A 22,876-nucleotide genomic window follows, 5' to 3' on the forward strand; every position below is an offset into this window, starting at 1 on the left:
GGAAAAGGGTTTAAGAATCCCAAAACTTTTTAATAGGGCTTCGCCGAGGGTTACTGGCAATTGTGCGGAGTAGAAAGTTTATTCTCTCTAGCGTTTAAGAATCCCAAAACTTTAATACGGCTTCGCCTATGTTTACGGCATTAAAAATATTATGAATCCAGAAACATTGATAATTACTCTTGCGGAAAGATTCGGGCTGATTGTTGCCGGATCATTTCTACTGCTGACAATTACCCCGATCCACCGCATCGGATTCCGGCAGGAATATAAAAAAAGCAACACCATGCTGCAGATTCTGATATTCGGTGTGTTCGGAATACTCGGCACATACGGTGGTAACTTCGTTTTTCAGTCTGTGGCGAATCTGCGGGCCATGGCTGTAATCACCGGAGGACTGTTCGGTGGTCCACTGGTGGGGCTTGGCGCGGGATTAATCGCCGGAGGACACCGTATCCTCATTGACTTCGGTGGATTCAGCGCGGTTCCCTGCGGACTGGCCACAATGCTAGAAGGACTTGCGGCCGGACTGATCGCCACCCGTTTAAGCAACCGGATGGACTGGCGGGCAGCGGCGGGACTGGCTTTTGTGGGTGAGATAATCCATATGGTCATGGTACTGTACCTTTCGCATCCATACGAAGAAGCGCTGAAACTTGTGGAGCTGATAGCGATGCCCATGATCGTGCTGAACACCTTCGGGGCCGCAATATTCGCGCAGGTGATCAATATTGTTTTCAGATACGGAACCAAGCAGGATTCTGTTAAAGCGCAGCACATTCTTGATATCGCCAACCTTACAGTCAGCCACCTGCGATCCGGACTGACTATTGATTCCGCCAAGGAAACCGCCAGAATCATCCATGCCCACATGTCCGTTGCGGCTGTTGCTATCACGGATAACGTCAATGTTCTGGCCCATGTTGGTGAAGGAGTGGATCACCACCTGCCCGGCAAAAAGATCAGGACAGAATCCACGCTTCATGTTCTCAGAGAAGAAGAGCCCATCTTTCTTGATTCCAGCAGTAAAATAGGCTGCAATCACAAGGGATGCCCTTTCACTTCAGCCGCCGTAGTTCCCCTGCACAAAAACGGTCAGGTTGTGGGAACCCTCAAGCTTTACGGAACACGCAAAAACCAGCTTGATCTGCTTTCCTTTGAAATGGCTAAAGGTCTTGCAAATCTCTGTTCCACCCAGTTGGAGCTCGAAGAAATACAGGTCAAGGAACAGATGCTGGCCCATGCGGAAATCCGCCGCCTGCAGGCCCAGATCAACCCGCATTTCCTTTTCAACTCCCTGAACACGGTTACTTCATTCTGCCGCACCAACCCGGACCGGGCCCGTGAACTGCTGCAGGAACTCTCCAAATACATGCGCAAAAACCTCGACAGCAGCCGTGGATATGTCCCGCTGCACGAGGAGCTGGCCCAGTTGCAGAGTTATCTTGCCATCGAGAAAGCCCGCTTCGGTGATCGTATCAATTTAGAATTACAGGTTGCGGATGAATGCCTTGACTGGCCTATACCGCCTCTCATCATCCAGCCTCTGGTGGAAAACAGCGTGAAACATGGAATCCTTGGACGTGAGGACGGAGGAACTGTTTCCATACATATTCATTGTGAAAATGAAGAAATGCATATCAGAATCAATGATGACGGCATCGGTATGGACCAAAGCCGCATAGATCACATATACGAACGCAAGAAAATCGACTCCCGTGAAAAAGGCATCGGGGTCCGCAACTGCATCAGAAGGCTGGAACAGATTTACGGACCTCAATACAAGATGGAAATAAAAAGCAGAGTCGGACAGGGAACCGAGATTAAATTCAGGGTTCCCAAACTTAAAACCGCGGTACAGATGCAGGAGTTTGTGCTTGGCGCGGGCTGACACCTTGATTTAATGATGCAGCTGCTCTAAAATGGGTGTAAATGAAATCCATTGCACGGACCGGACACCTATGAGCACTCACAGAAAATTCCGCAACAAACGTCTGCTGAACTCCTTTGCTGAAAGAATCGACTGCCTGTACGACACGGTACATTCCAGTTCTCCTACCGCAAAGGATCTGCTGTGCTCGCTGAAGACTCTGTATGTAATAAAAGGGTTCAGCCGCGCGGTAATAAGGGGCTTTCTTAAAGACTGGCACGGGGCTTCCTGCAACATCGGCAGCGGTGGCGATTGCGCTGTTGTTTTTGACAGGGCATCGGGACTTAGAGACAAACTTGTCTCCGCACATACAAGACTTTTAACAATGGACTCCCCGCTGGCCCGCTGGGCCGGAAGAAGGCTAACCGGACCGGTTATCGACTGGAACGATCTTATACTTGATCTCGCAATTGTTTCCGATCCCAAGATACAGAGCTCCCTCTGCGAGCTTGAGGAGGTTCTTTAAACTTGCTCAAGCTACAGGAAACAGATGCCTACCTGCGTTACGAAAAAAGCCTGCTCAAGAAATACCCGCAGGCCCGGAAGGATATCGTCAAAGCCAAAAGCCAGATAATCAGGAAGCCAGCCGGGGGCGTTGTATACCGGGGCCTCAACACCATGCCGCTGCGCAAGGTCAGAGTCGCGATTTCCATGCTGCGCATTTCAGCTCGCAAAGGGCTGCGGCTTTTTTATTTCTATTCGGAAAAGAAAAACAAGGCCGTTCCCATTTTCATATTCAAGAAAGGACGCCCCCAGACCGAAGGGCAGGTAATGAAACTTTTCAGCCACGCTGTTGATGAAGTTGTGGCGGAACTGAAGAATATGCACTGATTTAAGTTTCTCCGACTTTTGCCCGTTGCACTTCCATTGATTCTTGCTTAGCTTCTCACCACAATATTTCTGCCTGTCAATAACCGGCAGGCTAAGCTGTCTTTCCTAATAATCATGATAAAATTCAGGAGCGGAATATGAAAATTCTATGTCTTCAGGGCAGTGCCCGTAAAAATGGACACACAGCTAAAATTCTTGGCTGGGTTGAAGAAGATCTCAAGGAAATGGGTCACGAAGTTGAATCGGTCTATCTCAATGACAAAGATCTCAACGGCTGTATCGCCTGTGCGAAATGCAAGGAAAAACCGGATGAAATCGGTTGCGTCATCAAAGACGATATCCCGGAAATTCTGGAGCGCATGGTTGAATCCGACGCGGTAGTCTTCGCTTCCCCACTCTACTTCTGGGGTCCTTCCGCACAGCTCAAGACAGTTATCGACAGAACCTACAGCCTGTACGTCAACTACCACCAGCCGGACCATGACTCCCTCATCAAGGATCAGCGTCACGGCTTTCTGGTAACCGGTGGCGGCCCTTACGAAAACAACGCGGCAGAAACATTCACCGCATTTTCCAGAATGAAGAAACCACACATGACCAACCACACCGCCACCCTCTTCATGGGCGGCTGTAAAAACCCCGACAACCTCGGGGATGAAGCCAGACAGAAAGCCGCTGAGTTCGCAAAGGAACTCGTCGGGTAAGGATTTGTAAGGCGTTTATCCAACGGTGCATCAACCGCTGAACCACCTCCCCCTAATCTTTTTGAAAGAAATAAGCCTGACACGATTTTTCGTGTCAGGCTTTATTATATAGATAGGAAACTGTTCTGAAACTGAATCAAAATCCGAATTTTGCCCCGAGTTTTTCATGGCATTCCTTAATAAAAGAAAGCATCTCAGCGGGATCTCCGCTTTCGTAATATTCGATCATCCCGGCGTTATACTCAGCCAGCAATCTGGCCGGGATAGACACAGGCGGGTATCCATTCGATAACAGATGACCGTTCATCATTAAAAGCCCTGTTCTTTTATTACCATCATAAAAAAACTGATTACGGGCGAAAAGCAGGTGCAAGAGATACCCTTGAACAGTAACTGACTCTTCAGACAAAATTGATTCCATTGATCTCTGAAAAACTCCGTCCAGTTCCTCAGGCATGGGGGGACTATAATCTGTTCCGGCAATACCGACCTGCCCGGAACGGAAACACCCGACCTCCAGAGCTTCATCCTTAGCAATAACTGCCTGCAGATCACATGCGATACTCTTGCTTATCTCAAATTTTCCAGATTCCGCCAAACCAAGCAGGACTTCCCAGCCCAATACCTGCTGCTTCAATTTTTCCGCATCTGATATTTTGTGACCGCCGACAGTAATCCCCTGAATAAAGGTCTGAACCTCTGGAAAAGTAAAAGGCATCCCTTCAAGCTTTTGCGTATCAAAAACCAGTTCGGTAAAAATTTTACGGGCAACGAATAAGGCTTTTTTCTTATCAGGATGCATGTGAACCCCTAAGTTAAATAGAACACCGCGGCCAACGCAGCATATTAAAATTTCTGGAAGAATATTTTCATTTCATGCAGCTGTCAATTTCACACTGCCGGACTCGCCAGTAAAACCATATATCTCACACTCAGACAATAATCCGGTCACTTCATCCCCCATAAGTCATTTCAGACACCGAAAACGACACTTCAGACACAAACCGTGGAATCCCCCCGGTTCTCTGTGCAACAAGAGCGCATACTTTTTATCAGCTCAAGGAACGGAGGACCTTATTATGCTATTTTTCTTTGCCTGTGTGGCATCACTTATCGTTGGATACTTTCTTTACGGTAAATTCGTGGACAACGCCTTTGCCCCGGACGCCCAGCGCACCACTCCCGCATACGCCATGCGTGATGACGTGGACTACATGCCCATGCCCATGTGGAAACTCATGTTCATTCAGGTGCTGGACATTGCCGGAATCGGCCCCATCTTCGGCCCCATCCTCGGTGCGCTCTACGGCCCTGTTGCCCTCATCTGGATTGTTATCGGCTGTATCTTCGCCGGTGCGGTTCACGACTATTTCAGCGGCATGCTTTCCATCCGCAACAACGGCGCATCCGTACCCGAACTCGTAGGTGAATACCTCGGCATGTCCGCCCGCCAGGTCATGCGTGTATTCGCTTTTGTTCTGCTCATGCTGGTCGGCGTTGTATTCGTTCTCGCTCCCGCAAAACTGCTCACCGGATTGACCGGAATTGAAACCGGAATCCTCGTGGCCTGTATTTTCGGTTACTATTTCCTCGCTACCATCCTGCCCATCGACAAACTCATAGGCCGCCTCTACCCCCTGTTCGGCGCACTGCTGCTCGTCATGACCATATCTCTGGCGGTTGCCCTTATGTTCAGCGGCCACACCATGCTGCCCAACCTCGACTTCACTGTTAACACAAGCCCCACCGGAAGGCCGATCTGGCCCCTGCTTTTCATCACCCTGTCCTGCGGTGCAATCAGCGGCTTCCACGCCACACAGTCTCCGCTTATGGCCCGCTGTGTTAAAAATGAAAAAGAAGGCCGTCCCGTATTCTACGGCGCAATGATCATCGAAGGAATCATCGGCCTCATCTGGTGTACTCTCGGCCTGTCCTTCTATGAATCCCCCGAAGCTCTCAACGCTGTTATCGCCGCCGGTTCACCTTCCGCGGTGGTATCCGAAGTAGCAAACTCCCTGCTCGGACCTGTTGGCGGCATCTTCGCTATCATCGCGGTTGTTGTTCTGCCCATCACCAGCGGTGACACCGCTTTCCGCTCAACCCGTCTGATCGTGGCGGAAACCTTCAAGATGGATCAGGGTCCCGCCATCAAGCGTCTGCTGATCGCAGTACCCCTGTTCGCACTCGGTTACGTTATCTCCACCCAGAACTTCTCCGCAATCTGGAGATACTTCGGCTTCTCCAACCAGTGCCTGTCCATGCTGGTACTCTGGACCGCCGCTGTATACCTTGCCCAGAAAGCCAAGTTCCACTGGATCGCTTCCGTACCCGCAACCTTCATGACTGCAGTTGTCACCACCTTCATCGCGCAGGCAAAGATCGGTTTCGGACTCGACATGAACATCTCAATCCTGATCGGTATCGCAGCCGCAATCGCCGCGATGGCATTCTTCCTCGTGAAGTATGTTAACCCCAAGGCAGTTCAGGAAGCACAGTAAAAAGCCTCACTTCGCCGGACATGATCCGCTGAAGAATCACTATACCACCCCCGATAGAAAAGCCCGTCTGCGCAAGCAGGCGGGCTTTAAAAATATATCATCAGCTGTAAATAATTACTTCGCTTGTCGGCGTCGAGGCTGCACACTTGGCTTTATTGGCTCATAAGCTTTAAGGCCTTTATCACCAGTCAGCAGCTCTACGGGATTACCAGCCTTCGCATAAAGTTCAGCCACATCTTTGATTGTATAATCACCGATACCGATTGTTGAACAATGCTCTGGCCATTCTTTTGCAAGCTTTAACAACTGTTCACCACTCCATAGAGATGATTGGTCCGTGAAAGCCGCCCATGGAGATTTCTCGTTTGCTGCCTTTTCAAGTATTTTAGCCAATCCCATGGCAAAATCATAACAACCACCGGATTTAATCTGGTTTACATGATTCCCGCATTCTATCAGTGTTGCCATGGGAAGAACAAAAGTCGTTCCAGCCTTTTCTTCATCCTCAAATTTCTGCTTAACCCTGTCATGATCCCATTTATCTGCATCGGGACCGCAGGTCTCTTTGCCCGGTATCTGCAAATGGACGCAAAGGATCGAAGTATCAATAATCAGAACTTTACGGGGCATACGAATCTTCCCCGTCCTTCAGTGCTCTCTGAATTTTGCCTTGAGTCACCAACTCGCCAAGCGGCCCACCTGCAATCAATTTGGGGAGCCTTTCAATTTCTTCAAGCAAGGTAATTGTGCTGTTCCCGTTCGAATCTCTATGCACGACTGAGACAAAAGGTATTCCCTCAGGGCCAAGAGCATTAAGCAGGGCAGGATTGTGTGTCACAGCGAGTACATCAACTCCACGCTCGGCGCCGAGCTCCCTGAGTCCTCTCAAAAGAAGTTCCGCACGGGAAGGGTGCAATCCATTATCAAGTTCTTCGATTGCAATAAGGCTTCCGGGCTTCATTGTCAGAACGGCGACAAGAATTGCGATAAAACGAAGGGTTCCGTCTGACATGCTGTTGGCATCCACGATAGTTCCGTCCTGGGTGCTTCCCCATGCTTCTTTACAGTACAATTCAGCTTTTGTTCCGGTACGCCCGATAGTTTCAGCCCAAACTTCTGTGATATCCCCTTCAGGCAATTCAGTTATAAACTTAAGCAGTTGTGCTTCTATCTCTTTTTTATCTTCACGGTTGGCAAGAAATCCGGCGAGATTTGATCCGTTGTAAGCTAAATCTTCGGACAAAGGAGTTGGGACTCGCATACGCTCGGGCATTGGCTTGAAAGGAAAAAGGTTAGAAAATACCTCTTTAATACTTAGGAAATTATTTATATGTTCAGGATGTTCAGAAATAGGCCCCATAGATCTATGCATTTCAGCAGTCAGATTGCTATTCCCGAAAACAAATGACAGATCCGTACCGCCCTCAAATAGAGTGAGGTTTTTGTCACCGTTAATATAATCAAGAGATTCTTTTACTATCCTCGCTTTATTCTTCCTTATAGCAACAGAAACAGAATACTCATATTCATCAGCACCGATTGCAACTTGTATCTTTATGGAAAAATCATCTGCTCCATTGCGTACAGCCCCTGCACGCCCCCCCCGCAAAGGAGGCAGTTCACCACCACCAGCTAACGCATTGTCAACACCGACCCCGGAAGCAATACGTCTTACAAACTCCAAGGCATCCAAAACATTGGACTTACCACTGGAGTTTGTTCCAATCAAAACAGTGAGGGGATCTATATAAAGAGTTGCGTCTGCAAAGCTCTTCCAATTAATGAGCTGAATCTTTGTTATCATCTTAGACCTGAAAATTGGTTGGGACGGTTGAATTATCCTTTTTTATAAAACTAAAATTCGTCTACAATGAATAACATCTGATTACAACCATCCTCACCCCCCGACAACAGCCTCCACTCCGGCGACAATATCCAGAAGTTCTCCGGTAATCGTACCCTGCCGGGTGTTGCGGTATTCCGACTCCAGCACTTCCACGTGTTCAAGGATATTCTTTTCCGCAACCTGCATCGCCGCCAGACGCGCGCTGTTCTCCGCCGCCAGTGACTGCACGATGGCCCCGTAAACCGATATGTAGATATATTCCCGGAAAAGAGTGGAGAACATTCTTTCAGTCGACACATTCAGCATCGGCAGCGAGCGGTTTTTCCAGTCCTTCCTGTTGCTTCTGCGCGCCAATGGGAGAATATGGTTTACACTGACTTTTTCACCGTCACTTACATGCAGATTCCCTACGATACTGAACCTGTTCATTCCCTTATGGCTTTTCCAGTCTTCCAGGTTGAATTCGATCTCATCGACTACCGTATTCACTCCCCGCAGGCTTCCGGGCACTCTGAAATTAAGCTCCACATCAACCCCCGCGTCTTCGAGCGATCCTTTCAGCCTTTCCCCGCAGGTCCAGCAGGAAACCATGTGTCCTTCGGAGTTCAAATTTTCAACGGCTTCAAGTGTCTTGACACGCGCGACTTCATTAAACTGTCCGCACATGCCCTGATCGGAACCGATCGCAAGCAGCACGGCCCGTCCATCCCGCGGACCTCGCGGAACAATCCCGGCATTTCGGAAAAAGACAGTCCAGCCCTGATTGACGACATCCGCGTATTCGACCACACCGTTTGCGGCATGCTCAAAATGGCGGATATTAACCGCAGCTAGAGCTTTCATGGTTTTGACGACCGATAGCAGATCACCTGTTGTGGCTATCTTCCTCCGTACGGCCTCAAGCTGCTGCATTATTCTTCCCCCACTGCTCAACGTGATGTCTTATGGATTTCTCCAGAGCATCCCAGACTTCGTCATCGGGACCGGCCTGCGGCAAAGTATCCATTGCCTCGAATCCCTCATTCAATTTACCGAGCAGAAATTCCTGGGCATCAGCAATTCGATCCAGCGGAACTTCATCAAGCAGTCCCAGGGAGACAGTCCATAAAATGGCCAACTGCTCAGATGCCGTCAACGGAGAGAACCTGTTCTGCTTAAGCAGTTCACGCACCCTCAGACCGTGTTCGATGCGGCTTCGGGTATCCTTGTCCAGACGAGTCCCGAACCTTGCGAAGGCCTCAAGCTCCTGAAACTGGGAATAACTGAGCCGCAGATCACCGGAAACCTTGCGGTATGCCGGAGGCTGGGCACGGCCGCCCACACGGGATACGGACTTACCCACATCGATAGCCGGGAGCATGCCCTTCTGAAAAAGAACAGGTGACAGATAAATCTGCCCGTCAGTTATGGAGATGAGGTTGGTCGGGATGTAGGCCGAAATATTCTGGGCCTCGGTTTCCACGATAGGCAATGCTGTAAGCGTTCCGCCACCGTGCTCCGGCTTCAATCTTGTGGACCGCTCCAGCAACCTTGAATGAATATAAAAAATATCACCGGGGAAGGCCTCACGACCGGGGGGCCTGCGCATGAGCAGGCTGAGCTGTCTGTAGGCCTGCGCGTGACGGGTCAGATCATCATAAATAATCAAAACGTCTTTGCCCTGCTCCATGAAATACTCGGCCATGCTTGTTGCCGCGTAAGGGGCTATGTACTGCATGCCCGAGGGAGAATCTCCCTCAACCACCACAACAAAAGTATAACTCATGGCCCCATTTGCCCGGAGGGTATCGATAACCCTCGCCACGGAAGTACTCCGCTGACCGATGGCGCAGTAGACACAGACCACATCTTCCTTCTGCTGATTGAGAATGATGTCCAGAGCGATAGAGGTTTTTCCGGTCTGGCGGTCGCCCAAAATCAATTCACGCTGACCTCGCCCGATGGGAATCAGGGTGTCGATGACCTTTATGCCGCTCGCCATGGGAGTATCCACAGGGGCACGCTTTAGAATCGGCGGGGCCTCGGCCTCCACCACCCGGGTCTCAAAGGTTTCCGGCTTGGGCCCGTCATCCAGCGGATTGCCCAGCGGATCGACAATCCTGCCGATCAGAGCGTCACCTACCGGAACACTGAGAACCCTTCCTGAAGGAACGGCCTCGTCCCCGGCCCTGAGATTTGTATTTCCGCCGAGCAGGGCCACCCCGATAGAGTCCGGCAGAAGGTCCAGCGCCATGGCGGGTGTGTCCGCGCCAAGCATTATCAGCTCTTCGGAGCGGACAGAACCAAGCCCTTCCACCTGTGCAACACCTCGGGCGACAGAAAGAACCCGCCCGACCTCGCGGGATTCGGGACTGTAGTCCATTTCCTCGCGGCCCTTCTCATACGCGCCCAGCGCCTGATCTATATTCTCTGATATGAATCCCATGTTATGCCTCCGGCATGCCTACCGGCGGTCCCTCCGGGGCTTAAACCCTTTTTGAAAAAGGGGTTAAGAATCCCAAAACTTTTATCGGGGCTTCGCCTTTGTTGCCGCACAATTTTTCTAGAAATTAGATCGTGCCGTTTTTATGAACAGGACAGTTAATCTTTAATCTCTTGTAATATTTTGTGTTCCAGTTCAGTTACGTAGGAAGATAAGTTCCATTCCCATTTGCGGTCTCCGGCGATCAGTTCAATTCCGAAGCCGAGATCTGCATCATGTATGAAGATACGTTCATTCTGAACAGGAAACAGCTCTGACAATATTCCAGCCAGTTTCCTTTTCTGGACTTCTGATTGCTCAAATCCGGTACGGATCAGTATCTCACTGTCACCGCAATCAACTTCCCGCGCTTCTGACGATATGTTGCGCAAAAATCCCGACATTACCAGTTCTTCAAGTTCACTGTCTGCAAGATCACGAACCATCAAAGCTGCTGTGTTTGCAACTTCATGTACCAGACGGTTACGGAGATAGCTCGCCACGGCGGCCTTTTCACGGGCCAGAGCAGCCAGCCATTCACGGCGTAACCCTTCAATCTCCCCACGGGCCAGCTCCATTTCCTGCTTCTGCCATTTCTCCGCGTCAACACGGATCTCAGCCATCACCTCGGAAGTTTTATTCTCCAATTCCTCACGCTCTTCACGCAGTCTGGCGGTGAGGCTTTCAGCCTCGGCACGCGACTTACGAGCCTTGGCCATTTCATCCGCCACACCCTGCCTGCGCTCCTGCATGGCATTGGTGATTGGTCCGTAGAGAAACACTTTCAGCAGGGCCAGAAGGACGAAAAAGTTCAGAATCTGCGCAAAGACAGTGAACCAGTCCAAAAGCATTATCAGCCTCCGGCCTTTTCAAGGAAATATGTCCAGAACGGATTGGCGAAAAGAAGAATCATTGCCACCACAAAGCAGTAAATGGCGGTTGATTCCACCATTGCCATACCGACAAAAAGAAACTTCACTATGGTGTTGGTTTCATCAGGCTGCTGAGCGATTGAGCTGAGCGCGCGGGAAAGAGCCATACCCTGCCCGACAGCAGGACCGATCGCCCCGATCCCCATACAAATTCCAGCCGCTATTACCGACCCGAAAGCAATCCAACCAAGACTTTCCATTATATTCCTCCTTGAGGTTTTTCGTCAGTTGAAAATTAAAAGCATATCTACGCCATATAAAACAGCCGAGGCCTAACCATGCACCTCCAGCCCTGCGGCGATAAACACCGCCGCCAGAACAGTGAAAATATAAGCCTGCACCACCCCGATCAAAAGCCCGAGCATCTGCATGATCACCGGAATGAACAGCGGCATTATCACAAGCAGAATCGCTCCCATCATGGTTCCGCTGAGGATATTTCCGAACAGCCTTACCGCCAGCGCGAAAGTTCGGCTGAGTTCGCCGATGACATTGAACGGGAGCATGAACGGCGAGGGCTGAATGTAACTTTTGAGGTAATTGCGCACCCCGTTCTCTTTGATGCCGTAATAAGGCACGGCAAAAAAAACTATGAGACTGAAAGCGGTGGTAGTGGAAAGCGACCCCGTAGGCGGCTGAAAACCGGGAACCACCGCAAGCAAATTGGAAACCAGTATAAAAATAAAAAGTGTACCCAGAAGAGGCAGAAACCTTTCCGGATGCTGGTTGGTGGCATCCCTTATCTGGTTGAGCAGGCCGCCCACCAGCACTTCCAGCAGATTCTGCCGGTTGCCGATCTCAGGAGCAGCAGTGGCCCGCCTTGCCACCAGCCACGAAAATCCCACAAGCAGAAACATGACCAGCCAGGTGAAAACTATGGTGGCATTCAGTTTGAAAAAACCTGAACTGAAATAGATGATATGGTCCGGGCTTATTTCCATGAAGGCCTCTTCCAGACTAGAAATTCAGACATCCCTACACCACTGACACTTGAAAGCATGAATGACCGGGTAAGATAAAATCCGGCAAAAGCCGAAGCCAAAGCCGCTCCGCCGTGGGCCATGATCTTTGAAAAACACAGCAAGGTAACGGCATACCGCCCGATACAACCGGACCAGAAGAACAGACGAGGCCTCGCACAATTCGGCAGCATTCGCACAGTAAGCCACAGCCCCCCGAAATGGATACCAGCCAAAACCGCTCCAAGCCCCAGAAAAACAAGATTCGGCAGGATGCTATTCACCATCATCCTGCTCCTTCTCCTGATCCGAATTCTGGCTGAGCCACTCTTCACGCTCTTTCATTATTCTGTTCTTTTCCCGGTTCATCCATATTCCCGCACACATGCAGCCGAAAAACAGTCCCACGCCCAGCATGGTCAGGGTCCAGTTGATCTTCGAAGGCCAGCGGTGGTCCAGCCAGACCCCGAAAACACTTCCCAGAACCGTGGGCAAGGCAATGAACCAACCAACGGACCCCATGGAACCGAAAGCGGACCATGTCCCGACTGTCCCCTGTTTTTCCGCAAGCATTCTGCGCTGCTCTTTCGAACCAACGGTACGGCAGAACTCTCCGGATTTGTTCTTCTGCTCGTGACGGTCTGCGTTCATTGAGTCTCCACCTCGATCAGGCTGCGTACAAATCCGGCTTCGAGCCTCGCGACAGTACTGCGGGCGGACTTTTCCGCTTCCGCGGCCTCTTCCTGCATACGCTCCACTTCAGCCTGAAGCCTGCCCAGTTCTCCGGCAACAGCTGTCCGGGATGAAATACGGACCGAATCACCCTGCTTGACCAGAACCCCGCCGTCCACGGCAAGGTAGCCGGGTTCGCCTTCTTCGAAATAAGTAAGAATCCCCGGAGCCAGTGAAGAGGCCATATCAAGATGCTTCGGCAGCAGGCAGAAGCCGCCCGTGCTGCTTTCCGCAAGAACCTTGTCCACTATCCGGTCCAGAAAAACACCCGAGGGCAGCAAGACTTTCAAGTTCATCACCCAACCTCCTCGATCGAGCCGATCATGTAAAAATCACGTTCGCTGGTATCCGGAAACTCATCATTTAAAATCCGTTCACAACCTGAAACAGTATCTTCAAGGGATACAATTCTTCCGTCCATACCCGTGAAATGCTTGGTTGTATTGAAAGGCTGGGTCATGAATCGTTCAAGCTTTCTGGCCCGTGAAACGATACTGCGGTCCTCGCGGGAAAGTTCTTCAAGCCCCAGCATGGCTATAATGTCCTTGAGATCTTCATACTGGGCCAGAGTTCGCCGGACTTCCCGGGCCACATCATAGTGCTTCTGCCCGACGATAGAAGGTGAAAGCATCATGGAGCGGGATTCCAACGGGTCTACTGCAGGGTAGAACCCTTCCCCCGCCCGCTTGCGGGAAAGCACAATGGATGAAGATAGGTGCGAGAATGTATGCGTTGCCGCCGGATCGGTCAGGTCGTCAGCGGGAACATAGACTGCCTGAATGGAAGTGATAGCCCCGGAACTGCTGGTGGAGATGCGCTCCTGCAGTTCCGCGAGATCCGAGCCGAGGGTAGGCTGGTAGCCCATACGGGACGGCAGCCTGCCCAGAAGCCCGGAAAGCTCCATTCCCGCCTGAATGAAACGGAAAATATTATCGATCAAAAGCAGCACGTCTTTCCCGCGGTCATCACGGAAATACTCGGCCATGGTGAGCGCGGTATGTCCGGTACGGAATCTTGCCCCGGGCGGTTCGTTCATCTGCCCGAAAACCATCACCGTATTATCAAGGACCCCGGCATCACCCATTTCACGGTAAAGCTCCTCACCTTCACGGCAGCGTTCCCCTATGCCGCAGAAGATGCTGATTCCGCTATGCGCGCCGACCATATTGTTGATAAGTTCGGTTATAAGAACGGTTTTACCTACTCCGGCTCCACCGAAAAGTCCGGCCTTACCGCCTTTCTCAAGCGGCATGAGCAGATCAATAACCTTGATTCCGGTCCAGAAAATATCTTCGGAAACAACACGCCTTGAAAGCTCGATGGGCTGATTGTGTATGGAACGGAATTCAACATCTTCAGGCAGGTCTCGTCCGTCCACCGGTTCCCCGAAAACATTGAGAACCCTTCCAAGCAGCTTTTCACCAACAGGAGCCTGCAGTGTTTTACCTTCGGAAACTACTGTATCTCCCCGGGCCAATCCTCCGGTCGGAGTCATGGCAATGGCGCGCACTGAATTCATGTCCAGATGGTCCGCCACTTCCAGCGTGACCCTCCGGTCTGTTTCAGAATACATCACCGCAAGAAGGGGAGGGATTTCTTCTGGGAAACGAACGTCAACCACGCTCCCTCGGACAGATACAACTTCACCGGAAAACTTGTGTTCCATGATTTACCACCGCAACTCCAACAGGATACTTAACTAAAGGGAAAACCTTATTCTGTTTTTAGAATACGTAAATAGTAAGTGAAGTCCAGTGATTTTAAGTTAAGTTTTTTAAACTCCGTAGATGTGTTGCCTCGCAGAATGGAGGGCTCTGCGGGTTGACATCTATACTCTAAAGAGTATCCCTATTCCTTCACGACAACAATTTCGGAGCCACATAAAATGATACTGAAGAATAAAAAACAAATCGACCTGATGCGCGAAGCCGGACTGCTTCTCCACAAAGCCCACATGGTTGCCAAAGAGATGTCCGAACCCGGTGTCTCTACTGAAACAATCAACGCTGAGGTGGAAAAATTCATTACTTCCAACAACGCCACTCCTCTTTTCAAAGGAGTCCCCGGTAAAGTCCCTTTTCCGGCCGGTTGCTGCATGTCCATCAACGAAGCGATCGTTCACGGCATTCCTTCCGCACGCAAACTTGAAAACGGCGACATACTCAGCATTGATATCGGTGTTAAGCTGAACGGCTGGTGCTCTGACTGCGCCGTAACCCATGCCATCGGTGAAATTGATGATGAGAAAAGAAAACTCATGGACGTAACCGAAGAATGCCTGCGCATGGCCATCAAATCCATCAAGCCCGGAGTGAAATGGAGCAAAATTGCCAAAAAGATGGCCACATATGCCCGCAACGAAGGTTTCTCTGTTGTGGAATCCCTTGTCGGGCACGGCATAGGTGAAGGACTCTGGGAAGACCCGCAGGTCCCCAACTACAACAGCAGGGTGCTTAAGGATTTCAAACTCAAGCAGGGTCTTGTAATCGCCGTGGAACCCATGATCAATGCCGGGGTGAAGTCAACGGAAACCCTCAAGGACCATTGGACCATTATCACTAAAGACCACAAACCCTCAGCGCATTTCGAACACACCATTGCAGTCACCGCCGACGGGGCACAGGTACTGACCTGCGGACCCAACGGTGAAGGCTGGGCAATGTAGAAGAATATCAGCGTAAAATATCTGCGGGGCCTACCGGATAAAGGTTCGCCCCGCTTCTTTAAACCAAGACAGATAAATTGATGCGCCTTTAAATACTCGCTCCGCTGCCGGGCAACTCTCTCTTTAACCTGAGCAGCAGACATTTAACCAAGCCACCTTTCCGGGTATAATCCATTCCGTCTCAAAATTTTCAACCCGGTAATTCAATCAAAAATATTCATGAATAAAAATTCCCGCACTCCCCTTGACGTACTGCGCCAGACCTACGGATATGAATCTTTCCGGGGTATTCAGGAAAATGTCATTAACCGCATCATGGACGGCGGAAATGCTGTCGTCTTCATGCCTACCGGTGGCGGAAAGTCGGCATGCTACCAGATTCCGGCCATCCTGCGGGAAGGAGTGGGCATTGTAATATCCCCGTTGATCGCCCTGATGCGAGATCAGGTTGCCGCCCTGAAACAGATGGGAGTGCGCGCGGCCTGCCTGAACTCTTCAGTGCAGCCCTCGGAGGCCAACCATATTATCCACGAACTCCACGCGGGGGACATGGACCTGCTCTATGTAGCACCTGAAAGGCTGGCCCAGCCCGGGTTCATGGATATGCTTTCAGGATTCAAAATCTCTCTCATTGCAATAGATGAAGCACATTGCGTTGCCCAGTGGGGACACGATTTCCGCCCGGACTATCTGCGCCTTTCGGATTTCGCGGAACGCTTTCCGGCAGTTCCCCGCCTTGCCCTGACCGCAACCGCTGACGGGCCAACCCGAAATGAGATTCTGATGCGTCTCGGATTCACTCAGGAAGATATTTTCGCAACGGGATTTGATCGCCCCAACATCCGCTATACCGTTGTTCCCAAAGAGAATGAAAAAAGGCAGCTTCTGAACTTCATTAAAAACGACCACTTCGCCCAATGCGGAATCGTCTACCGCATGAGCCGCAAAAAAGTGGAATCAACAGCTGAATTCCTGTGCCGGAATGGAATCAAAGCCCTGCCCTATCATGCCGGACTTGATCCACAGACACGCGAAGCCAATCAGGCCCGCTTCATGTCCGAGGACGGTCTGGTCATGGTGGCTACAATCGCCTTCGGTATGGGGATTGATAAACCGGATGTCCGCTATGTCGCGCATCTGGATATGCCCAAAACCATTGAAGCATATTATCAGGAAACAGGGCGTGCCGGACGTGACGGACTGCCCGCTGAAGCATGGATGTCCGTTGGGATCCAGGATATCGGGTTTCTGAAACGGATGATCATGTCCGGGAATGCACCCGATGACCGCAAGGCGCTTGAATTGCGCAAGCTCAACGCCCTGCTTGCCTATTGTGAATCTCCCGGATGCCTGCGCCAGTCCCTGCTCTCATATTTCGGTGAACAAATGGAAGAGCCCTGCGGAAACTGCTTCACCTGTATCAATCCGCCCTCGACTTTTGACGGAACCGTTGCAGCGCAGAAAGCTCTCTCCAACATCTATCGCACCGACCAGATGTTCGGGGCAAACTATCTGATTGAGATTCTTCTTGGCAAAGACACAAAAAGGATCTCCGGCTTCGGACACAATCAACTGAGCACCTATGGAATCGGCAAAGAATTCAGCTCCGATGAATGGCTTTCAATTCACCGCCAACTGGTTTCACAGGGGCTGGTGGATGTGGATATTGAAAGCTACGGTTCCCTCAAGCTGAATAAAAAAAGCTGGCAGGTACTCCGTAAAGAAAGAAATGTGGCTTTCAGAAAAGATCCGGTTCTGGCAAAGACAAAAACCCGGAAATCCTCCAGACTGCCTGATAAACTGGTAATCGGGGACCAGAACAGTCCAAGTCTGACAACTGAAGAGGCCAAGGTACTGCTTGATTCCCTGCGGACATTGCGGACTGCGCTGGCAAAAGAACAGCACGTTCCGGCATACGCTATATTTGCCGATAAAACGCTTCTGGAACTGGCCTGCTACCGGCCCCAGACCATCGGCGAACTCTACGCGGTCAACGGTCTCGGCGATCAGAAAATATTCAGGTACGGCAATGCGATTCTTGACGCCCTAATGAACCATCAAGAAAACTATGGAAGACCTGAGGATCTTTTCCCCATTCCCGCAGACAAAATAAAATCTCTTCCGGACCCCGCCTCGCAAACCGAAACTCCGGAAGTTTCCGCCTCCGCCATGGAAACCCTTGAATATTTCGAAAACTTGCAGGATGTGGAAAAAGTAGCAAACGATAGAGGAATCAAATCCACTACAGTCTATACCCACCTGACCAGTTGTGTTGCTGCCGGAAAAATAAAAGCTGAAGATATTGTTGATCTGCCAGAAAATGAACTGAACTGTATTTTTGATACAATTGTTTTTTTCAAAAGTGAGGGGCTGGATCAGCTTACACCTATATTTCATGCTCTATCAGGAATTTATTCATATGAAATACTTAGATTATGCAGAGCTGAAGTCAACATAAAAGCACCACAATAACTACACCATACAGATTATGAACATAAAAACACTTTTGTGACCTGAGCATTACATTTTCCATTTTTTATTTCCATCAACGTAAAAATAGGGCATAAAGATACTAGGCCTGAAATTTTTAAATTGACCGGAGGATAAAAATGAAAAGGATAGTCTATTTGGTCGTAGTATTGTCGGTTCTGGTTTGCACCCAGATTTCAAACGCTGCTCAGCAGGTCACAGTTTATGGTGAGAACGCCTACGTTCCTTATGCCTTTCTGAAAGGTGACACTCCTAACGGCATCTATGTTGAAATCCTTAAAAAAGCATTTTCGAAAATGGACGGCTATGACGTAACAATCGAACTCGTGCCTTGGAAAAGAGCTTTAAATCTTGTCGAAACCGGACGCGGTTTCGCATGCTTTGCCCCCTACTACCGCCCAAAACAACGCCCTTGGATTTCTCCCTGGTCAGAACCAATCATTAAAGAAGGTTTTGCAGCCTACTGCCGAAAAGACGTGTTATCATCCCCCAGGCCGAACTGGCCCGCCGACTACAAGGACCTGGAGATAGGCATTATCTCGGGGTACGCAGTTCCCAACAAAGAAGAACTAAGTATTCAGGAAGCTGACGACAACGAGGTCAATCTCAAAAAGGTTATGGCCGGAAGGATCGACTGCTTTGTAAACGATGACGCTTCAGTCAGGTATTCCATGAAACAGATGAATATCCCGGCAGGCAAAGTCGCAAAGGGTACTCAGATCAGTAATGAGAACGGCTACCTTGGTTTCTCCAAGGCAAACACTGCTCCTTATAAAGATGATTTCGTGAAAAAGTTCAACGCAGTCATCAAGGAAATGAAAAGCAGTGGTGAGATTGATAAAATCGTTTCCGATTATCTTGGTAGTTAAGCTCTAAAACCAAACACTATCTTCTGTCAGGCGGTTATGATTTCCGCCTGACAGTTATTCAATTTATCTCGAACAACACCTTTTCCGGATGGAGGCAACATGCAGAAAGGAACCCTCCTTAAAAGCATCCAATTCAGAATCATTGTACTGTTGGTAGCGGTTGTTACTCTAATACTTATCGGGTTCGGTTTTAGAGATTACTATCAAACTCGTGCTCAATTGAACAACACCCTGGACAGACATGCTGCAAGAGTTGCTGAACGGCTTGCGCTTGGGATGGTCACTCCGATCTGGGATTTTAACAATGATCTAGGGACCAGAATCATCAAGTCCGAAATGGAACTTGATGAACTTTCCAGCGTTTTTGTATACGAAGCTGACGGAAAGAGAATTTTCCTAGCTCTCCAGAAAACACCTTCCGGTGAACTTGAGAAGATTGAATCCCCGCCTGCAGGAAGCTACGTAAGTGTCAGCAAAGAAGTAATCCGCAAAGAGAAAAAAATCGGCGTAATAACAGTCTATCTGACCCGGGAACTGCTTGAAGCCGCACTCAGCAAAGAAATAATCGGCATCACCATAAATACTGTTGTAATCGACGTTCTCATTATACTTATTTTATTCTTTATTATCAGGAACATGTTGGTAAAACCGATTAAAAGCATTCAATGTTTTGCGGAAAAAGTGAGTGATGGAAATCTTGAATGCTCTTTTGACGGCGGCTCATTTCCGGGAGAACTGGGCGAACTTAGAAATTCTATTATGCAAATGGTTTCCAACCTGAAAAACACTATTCAGGAAGTTGAAGTCAAAGAAAAAGAAGCTGCGGAGGCAGCGATGTCTGCAAGGCAGGCATGTGATGACGCTGAGCTTGCAAGACAGCAGGGTGAAAAAGCCAGAGAAGAAGGAATGCTTGAAGCAGCTTCCATTCTGAAAGATATATCGCAGAACATCATGAATGCAGCTGACGACCTCACAGTTCGTGTTGAACAGGTGAACGAGTACACCAATCAGCAGGGAGACAGATCTCATGAAACGGCTACAGCTATGGAAGAAATGAATGCCACGGTTCTTGAAGTAGCCCAGAATGCCGGGCTCGCCGCAGAGAGCGCAGAGGCTTCGAAAAAGAAAGCTGAATCAGGATCTCAAAAGGTATCAGATCTTGTAAGCTCTATCAATGATGTCAGCAGCTTATCTGAAGAAATGAAGGTTAATCTTGATGAACTCGGCAGAAATGCTGAAGGAATCGGAACTATTATGAGTGTGATCACCGATATTGCCGATCAGACCAATCTGCTTGCCCTTAATGCTGCTATCGAGGCGGCAAGAGCTGGTGAAGCAGGAAGGGGCTTTGCTGTTGTCGCTGATGAAGTAAGAAAACTTGCTGAAAAAACCATGCAGGCCACCAAGGAAGTGGAGAATGTTATCGGCGCTATCCAGAACAGCAGCACGCAGAATATCAAGTGCATGAACAGCACTACTCAAGCTGTGGATCAAAGCAAGGAACTTGCTGGTGAAGCAGGTGAATCATTGAAAGAGATTGTATCCTTTGTCGACACCACCTCTGATCAGGTAAGATCCATAGCCACTGCTTCTGAAGAGCAGTCTGCCTCAAGTGAAGAAATCAACAGGGCGATGGACGACATTAACAACATTGCCAGAGAAATATCCTCTGATATGGATCAGGCCACCAACGCACTCCATCAGCTCAAAGACCTCTCTGAGCAACTGATGGCTCTTATTCACAAACTCGAAAATCAATAACAGAGGATTGAAAACAGCTAGAGATACAAGGGCAAATATGATTTTGCCCTTGTTAACTAGCTAAAGATAAATATCAGTCTATTCAATCCTGTATGATGGTGTATTATTCTTGCTTGGATGAATGCGTCCCTGAAGTGCCAGCTTGCGCACAAAATCATCTGTCGCCTTAACAATCTCTTTATCACCCTTGATTAACGGACGTTCGTCACCCCATTGATCAAGCATATCAGGGTCCTTGACAGAAAGATGAACCACAGCTGAAAAAAAGCGTCTAAGGTTGATCAGCAGTGAAAAAGGTTCCTGATTTCGGGAAAGGTCAAGCTTTTCCATGGACTCAAAAGTAACTTCAAAAGGCTGCTGAATCCGCGGGTCGAATGCGAGATCATCATTCCAAAGGTAGCGGGTGTTCAGATCCTTGGTGTCATGGGCAAGAAAGTTTGCGTAAGCGCGCGCTGTTCCGACATGAACATTGTACAGACCATCAAGGGCGTTTCCAAAGCATACGTTCAGGTATTCAACCAGTTCCTTGAAATAGACACCGCCCCCCTTCTCCACCATATCAAAATCGTACTTGATGCCCTTGTTTTCGGGCATGGACAATAAAGCGAGCATGGTAAGAATCTCTTCAATTGTGCCAGCCCCTCCGGGATGAACCCTGCCCCGGTGTGAAGCACGGATAAAAGCTTCCATGCGTTCTTCGATAGTCGGAAAAGTCAACAGGCGTGTCACAAGTTCGTTTGGCGCTTCGGCTGCCAGTATCTTTTTTTCAGAGAATCCAATAAAATCCCTGGGCCCGAATCGCTCAAAAGTGCGCTGCTTGCCATAAGCAACCTGCGCTCCCTTAAACGGAGCCTTCATTATGCCTACACCGCATCCGGTGATATTTTCCATGTCAGGCATAAAAAGAGCAGTCCAGTATCCCAACTCCTTGGCAAAATTATACTCTTCAAGAGGAATGCGGTGTCCGCCCCAAGTGAACATGACCAGACTGCGCTCGCCCCGGTACATCAAACCTGAATGCTCAACAAATTTTTTGATGTAGGCTGAACGGCAGCATTCCGGATCGACCGGTTCCTCGGGAGCAAAAATAATATCGCGGATAACAGCAGAAATATGCTCAACAGACTGCCATATGACATTTCTGCCGTCATAAAGGCAGTCCATGGGCACTCTGCTGCATAGTAGTTTGAGCGAGCCATTCACAGGGGCCAACTCAATTTTCATATCATGAAATTTTTCTCTGATTTCCCGGGTATCATGGACATCATTTTTATGAACGTTGATCAACGCCCCTAAAATTTCAGTCATACGGTTTGCCGGGTTTTCAAGTCCGGCGGTAAGTCTCTCGATTTCTTCAGGACCTGGGACTCGGGAAAAGGCTTTCAGGGGAATGATAGGAATCTTAAGTTCTGTTTTCATGCTCCCTGCTTAATATAAGCGTATGAGATTGCAAGTATAATCAAATATTTTTTTGAAAATTATCAATTATGAAGCCTAGAATTAACAAAAAGAAAAGACTGATGCAAAAAAGTAACCGTTGGAAATTTGATCATTCGGGCTTGCGCCCCTTTCTTTGGTGTAGACCCCAATCCCCCTCCGCTCAAATTTCCTGCATTAAACGCAAGAAAGCCCCCTTGTAAACAAGGGGGCTTTGAAATAAAAGCTTGCGACGACCTACTTTCCCACTGGCTACCCAGCAGTATCATCGGCGATGGAGAGCTTAACTTCCGAGTTCGGAATGGGGTCGGGTGTGGCCTCTCCTCAGTGGTCGCAAGCAAATTTGCCTGCTACGATGAGCAAAATATATTGTTAAAATAGAGAAGATTTTTTCTACAACTCAATTTTGTGTAGTGTGCGTCAGATGTGAATTTTATCAATCTGAAGCCAGATGCGAAGTGTATTCTTAATACATGAGCAGTTGGCTCAGATTTAAAAATTCGCAGATGGCGTGCAATACGCAAAATTAAAGTTATAGGGAAGAGAAGAAAGATAAGTCGCACGATTTATTAGTACCGGTCAGCTGAGTGTGTCGCCACACTTACACCTCCGGCCTATCAACCAGGTGGTCTACCTGGAATCTTCAGATGCGTTAAGCATAGGGAGAACTAATCTCAAGGCAGGCTTCCCGCTTAGATGCTTTCAGCGGTTATCCCTTCCGAACATAGCTACCCTGCAGTGCCGCTGGCGCGACAACAGGAACA

The 22,876-nt window shown here is 49.3% G+C and carries 22 protein-coding genes and 2 rRNA genes (1 of these 24 running past the window's edge); 9 read left to right on the forward strand and 15 right to left on the reverse strand.

Features of this window, described 5'->3' with window-relative positions; genetic code table 11:
* The first annotated feature begins 151 nt into the window (after positions 1-151).
* From ACZ5PW_RS16785 to ACZ5PW_RS16800, 4 genes are all read left to right on the forward strand, one after another.
* A complete protein-coding gene (locus ACZ5PW_RS16785; RefSeq protein WP_464555784.1) occupies positions 152-1,888 on the forward strand; it encodes a LytS/YhcK type 5TM receptor domain-containing protein in 1,737 nt (578 codons plus the stop codon).
* A 70-nt stretch (positions 1,889-1,958) separates the two neighbouring features.
* The gene (locus ACZ5PW_RS16790; RefSeq protein WP_464555786.1) at positions 1,959-2,393 is read left to right on the forward strand and encodes a hypothetical protein; all 435 of its coding nucleotides are present in this window, start codon (positions 1,959-1,961) and stop codon (positions 2,391-2,393) included.
* Positions 2,394-2,395: 2 nt separating this feature from the next.
* Positions 2,396-2,758 carry a hypothetical protein gene (locus tag ACZ5PW_RS16795; RefSeq protein WP_464555790.1) on the forward strand — a complete coding sequence of 121 codons (363 nt, stop codon included), beginning with the start codon at positions 2,396-2,398 and terminating at the stop codon, positions 2,756-2,758.
* A gap of 137 nt (positions 2,759-2,895) precedes the next feature.
* A complete protein-coding gene (locus tag ACZ5PW_RS16800; protein WP_464555792.1) occupies positions 2,896-3,462 on the forward strand; it encodes a flavodoxin family protein in 567 nt (188 codons plus the stop codon).
* Positions 3,463-3,598: 136 nt separating this feature from the next.
* Here the strand turns inward: ACZ5PW_RS16800 and ACZ5PW_RS16805 are convergent, their stop codons facing one another.
* Positions 3,599-4,264, reverse strand: coding sequence for a Fic family protein (locus ACZ5PW_RS16805; protein ID WP_464555794.1), 666 nt, complete (start codon positions 4,262-4,264; stop codon positions 3,599-3,601).
* Positions 4,265-4,541: 277 nt separating this feature from the next.
* Between ACZ5PW_RS16805 and ACZ5PW_RS16810 the strand changes: the two genes are divergently transcribed.
* Positions 4,542-5,960: a carbon starvation CstA family protein gene (locus ACZ5PW_RS16810; protein WP_464555797.1), complete on the forward strand. Its 1,419-nt coding sequence runs from the start codon at positions 4,542-4,544 to the stop codon at positions 5,958-5,960.
* Positions 5,961-6,074: 114 nt separating this feature from the next.
* Here the strand turns inward: ACZ5PW_RS16810 and ACZ5PW_RS16815 are convergent, their stop codons facing one another.
* From ACZ5PW_RS16815 to atpD, 11 genes are all read right to left on the reverse strand, one after another.
* Positions 6,075-6,590: a hypothetical protein gene (locus ACZ5PW_RS16815; protein WP_464555800.1), complete on the reverse strand. Its 516-nt coding sequence runs from the start codon at positions 6,588-6,590 to the stop codon at positions 6,075-6,077.
* Positions 6,580-7,764, reverse strand: a complete 1,185-nt coding sequence (locus ACZ5PW_RS16820; RefSeq protein WP_464555802.1) for an AAA family ATPase — start codon at positions 7,762-7,764, stop codon at positions 6,580-6,582. The genes ACZ5PW_RS16815 and ACZ5PW_RS16820 overlap by 11 nt, the downstream gene beginning before the upstream one ends.
* Before the next feature lie 93 nt (positions 7,765-7,857).
* Entirely contained in the window at positions 7,858-8,718 is an 861-nt protein-coding gene (locus tag ACZ5PW_RS16825) for a F0F1 ATP synthase subunit gamma (RefSeq protein WP_464555805.1), read from the reverse strand.
* Positions 8,705-10,231, reverse strand: a complete 1,527-nt coding sequence (locus tag ACZ5PW_RS16830) for a F0F1 ATP synthase subunit alpha (protein WP_464555808.1) — start codon at positions 10,229-10,231, stop codon at positions 8,705-8,707. Before ACZ5PW_RS16830 ends, ACZ5PW_RS16825 begins: the two co-directional genes overlap by 14 nt.
* 155 nt (positions 10,232-10,386) lie before the next feature.
* Positions 10,387-11,118 (reverse strand): F0F1 ATP synthase subunit B family protein, encoded by a 732-nt coding sequence (locus ACZ5PW_RS16835; RefSeq protein WP_464555810.1) that lies wholly within the window; start codon positions 11,116-11,118, stop codon positions 10,387-10,389.
* A 2-nt stretch (positions 11,119-11,120) separates the two neighbouring features.
* Positions 11,121-11,399: a F0F1 ATP synthase subunit C gene (locus ACZ5PW_RS16840; protein ID WP_464555812.1), complete on the reverse strand. Its 279-nt coding sequence runs from the start codon at positions 11,397-11,399 to the stop codon at positions 11,121-11,123.
* 72 nt (positions 11,400-11,471) lie between these two features.
* Positions 11,472-12,140 carry a F0F1 ATP synthase subunit A gene (locus tag ACZ5PW_RS16845; protein ID WP_464555814.1) on the reverse strand — a complete coding sequence of 223 codons (669 nt, stop codon included), beginning with the start codon at positions 12,138-12,140 and terminating at the stop codon, positions 11,472-11,474.
* A complete protein-coding gene (locus ACZ5PW_RS16850; protein ID WP_464555816.1) occupies positions 12,131-12,448 on the reverse strand; it encodes an ATP synthase subunit I in 318 nt (105 codons plus the stop codon). Before ACZ5PW_RS16850 ends, ACZ5PW_RS16845 begins: the two co-directional genes overlap by 10 nt.
* Positions 12,435-12,809 (reverse strand): AtpZ/AtpI family protein, encoded by a 375-nt coding sequence (locus ACZ5PW_RS16855; protein WP_464555819.1) that lies wholly within the window; start codon positions 12,807-12,809, stop codon positions 12,435-12,437. The genes ACZ5PW_RS16850 and ACZ5PW_RS16855 overlap by 14 nt, the downstream gene beginning before the upstream one ends.
* Positions 12,806-13,186 (reverse strand): F0F1 ATP synthase subunit epsilon, encoded by a 381-nt coding sequence (locus tag ACZ5PW_RS16860; protein WP_464555822.1) that lies wholly within the window; start codon positions 13,184-13,186, stop codon positions 12,806-12,808. Before ACZ5PW_RS16860 ends, ACZ5PW_RS16855 begins: the two co-directional genes overlap by 4 nt.
* Positions 13,186-14,556, reverse strand: a complete 1,371-nt coding sequence (gene atpD, locus ACZ5PW_RS16865; protein WP_464555825.1) for a F0F1 ATP synthase subunit beta — start codon at positions 14,554-14,556, stop codon at positions 13,186-13,188. The genes ACZ5PW_RS16860 and atpD overlap by 1 nt, the downstream gene beginning before the upstream one ends.
* Positions 14,557-14,775: 219 nt before the next feature.
* Between atpD and map the strand changes: the two genes are divergently transcribed.
* The 4 genes from map (at position 14,776) to ACZ5PW_RS16885 (ending at position 20,675) form a co-directional block, all read left to right on the forward strand.
* Positions 14,776-15,555: a type I methionyl aminopeptidase gene (gene map, locus ACZ5PW_RS16870; protein ID WP_464555827.1), complete on the forward strand. Its 780-nt coding sequence runs from the start codon at positions 14,776-14,778 to the stop codon at positions 15,553-15,555.
* A gap of 219 nt (positions 15,556-15,774) precedes the next feature.
* Positions 15,775-18,027: a DNA helicase RecQ gene (recQ, locus tag ACZ5PW_RS16875; protein ID WP_464555828.1), complete on the forward strand. Its 2,253-nt coding sequence runs from the start codon at positions 15,775-15,777 to the stop codon at positions 18,025-18,027.
* 137 nt (positions 18,028-18,164) lie between these two features.
* A complete protein-coding gene (locus ACZ5PW_RS16880; RefSeq protein WP_464555829.1) occupies positions 18,165-18,914 on the forward strand; it encodes a substrate-binding periplasmic protein in 750 nt (249 codons plus the stop codon).
* Positions 18,915-19,013: 99 nt separating this feature from the next.
* Positions 19,014-20,675 (forward strand): methyl-accepting chemotaxis protein, encoded by a 1,662-nt coding sequence (locus ACZ5PW_RS16885; RefSeq protein ID WP_464555830.1) that lies wholly within the window; start codon positions 19,014-19,016, stop codon positions 20,673-20,675.
* A 78-nt stretch (positions 20,676-20,753) separates the two neighbouring features.
* Here the strand turns inward: ACZ5PW_RS16885 and ACZ5PW_RS16890 are convergent, their stop codons facing one another.
* From ACZ5PW_RS16890 to ACZ5PW_RS16900, 3 genes are all read right to left on the reverse strand, one after another.
* Positions 20,754-22,094 (reverse strand): PpnN family nucleotide 5'-monophosphate nucleosidase, encoded by a 1,341-nt coding sequence (locus ACZ5PW_RS16890; protein WP_464555833.1) that lies wholly within the window; start codon positions 22,092-22,094, stop codon positions 20,754-20,756.
* Between the two features lie 242 nt (positions 22,095-22,336).
* Positions 22,337-22,451 (reverse strand): 5S ribosomal RNA (gene rrf, locus ACZ5PW_RS16895).
* Between the two features lie 209 nt (positions 22,452-22,660).
* Positions 22,661-22,876: ribosomal RNA gene (locus ACZ5PW_RS16900) — 23S ribosomal RNA — on the reverse strand (it continues 2,721 nt past the right edge of the window).

The organism is Maridesulfovibrio salinus (genome assembly GCF_055394525.1).

What these genes read in the sequence shown, in the direction of transcription:
- ACZ5PW_RS16785 (WP_464555784.1), top strand. Translation starts at nt 152, where the DNA reads ATGAATCCAGAAACATTGATAATTACTCTTGCGGAAAGATTCGGGCTG.
- ACZ5PW_RS16790 (WP_464555786.1), top strand. Translation starts at nt 1,959, where the DNA reads ATGAGCACTCACAGAAAATTCCGCAACAAACGTCTGCTGAACTCCTTT.
- ACZ5PW_RS16800 (WP_464555792.1), top strand. Translation starts at nt 2,896, where the DNA reads ATGAAAATTCTATGTCTTCAGGGCAGTGCCCGTAAAAATGGACACACA.
- ACZ5PW_RS16805 (WP_464555794.1), bottom strand. Translation starts at nt 4,264, where the DNA reads ATGCATCCTGATAAGAAAAAAGCCTTATTCGTTGCCCGTAAAATTTTT.
- ACZ5PW_RS16810 (WP_464555797.1), top strand. Translation starts at nt 4,542, where the DNA reads ATGCTATTTTTCTTTGCCTGTGTGGCATCACTTATCGTTGGATACTTT.
- ACZ5PW_RS16815 (WP_464555800.1), bottom strand. Translation starts at nt 6,590, where the DNA reads ATGCCCCGTAAAGTTCTGATTATTGATACTTCGATCCTTTGCGTCCAT.
- ACZ5PW_RS16820 (WP_464555802.1), bottom strand. Translation starts at nt 7,764, where the DNA reads ATGATAACAAAGATTCAGCTCATTAATTGGAAGAGCTTTGCAGACGCA.
- ACZ5PW_RS16825 (WP_464555805.1), bottom strand. Translation starts at nt 8,718, where the DNA reads ATGCAGCAGCTTGAGGCCGTACGGAGGAAGATAGCCACAACAGGTGAT.
- ACZ5PW_RS16830 (WP_464555808.1), bottom strand. Translation starts at nt 10,231, where the DNA reads ATGGGATTCATATCAGAGAATATAGATCAGGCGCTGGGCGCGTATGAG.
- ACZ5PW_RS16835 (WP_464555810.1), bottom strand. Translation starts at nt 11,118, where the DNA reads ATGCTTTTGGACTGGTTCACTGTCTTTGCGCAGATTCTGAACTTTTTC.
- ACZ5PW_RS16840 (WP_464555812.1), bottom strand. Translation starts at nt 11,399, where the DNA reads ATGGAAAGTCTTGGTTGGATTGCTTTCGGGTCGGTAATAGCGGCTGGA.
- ACZ5PW_RS16845 (WP_464555814.1), bottom strand. Translation starts at nt 12,140, where the DNA reads ATGGAAATAAGCCCGGACCATATCATCTATTTCAGTTCAGGTTTTTTC.
- ACZ5PW_RS16850 (WP_464555816.1), bottom strand. Translation starts at nt 12,448, where the DNA reads ATGATGGTGAATAGCATCCTGCCGAATCTTGTTTTTCTGGGGCTTGGA.
- ACZ5PW_RS16855 (WP_464555819.1), bottom strand. Translation starts at nt 12,809, where the DNA reads ATGAACGCAGACCGTCACGAGCAGAAGAACAAATCCGGAGAGTTCTGC.
- ACZ5PW_RS16860 (WP_464555822.1), bottom strand. Translation starts at nt 13,186, where the DNA reads ATGAACTTGAAAGTCTTGCTGCCCTCGGGTGTTTTTCTGGACCGGATA.
- atpD (WP_464555825.1), bottom strand. Translation starts at nt 14,556, where the DNA reads ATGGAACACAAGTTTTCCGGTGAAGTTGTATCTGTCCGAGGGAGCGTG.
- map (WP_464555827.1), top strand. Translation starts at nt 14,776, where the DNA reads ATGATACTGAAGAATAAAAAACAAATCGACCTGATGCGCGAAGCCGGA.
- recQ (WP_464555828.1), top strand. Translation starts at nt 15,775, where the DNA reads ATGAATAAAAATTCCCGCACTCCCCTTGACGTACTGCGCCAGACCTAC.
- ACZ5PW_RS16880 (WP_464555829.1), top strand. Translation starts at nt 18,165, where the DNA reads ATGAAAAGGATAGTCTATTTGGTCGTAGTATTGTCGGTTCTGGTTTGC.
- ACZ5PW_RS16885 (WP_464555830.1), top strand. Translation starts at nt 19,014, where the DNA reads ATGCAGAAAGGAACCCTCCTTAAAAGCATCCAATTCAGAATCATTGTA.
- ACZ5PW_RS16890 (WP_464555833.1), bottom strand. Translation starts at nt 22,094, where the DNA reads ATGAAAACAGAACTTAAGATTCCTATCATTCCCCTGAAAGCCTTTTCC.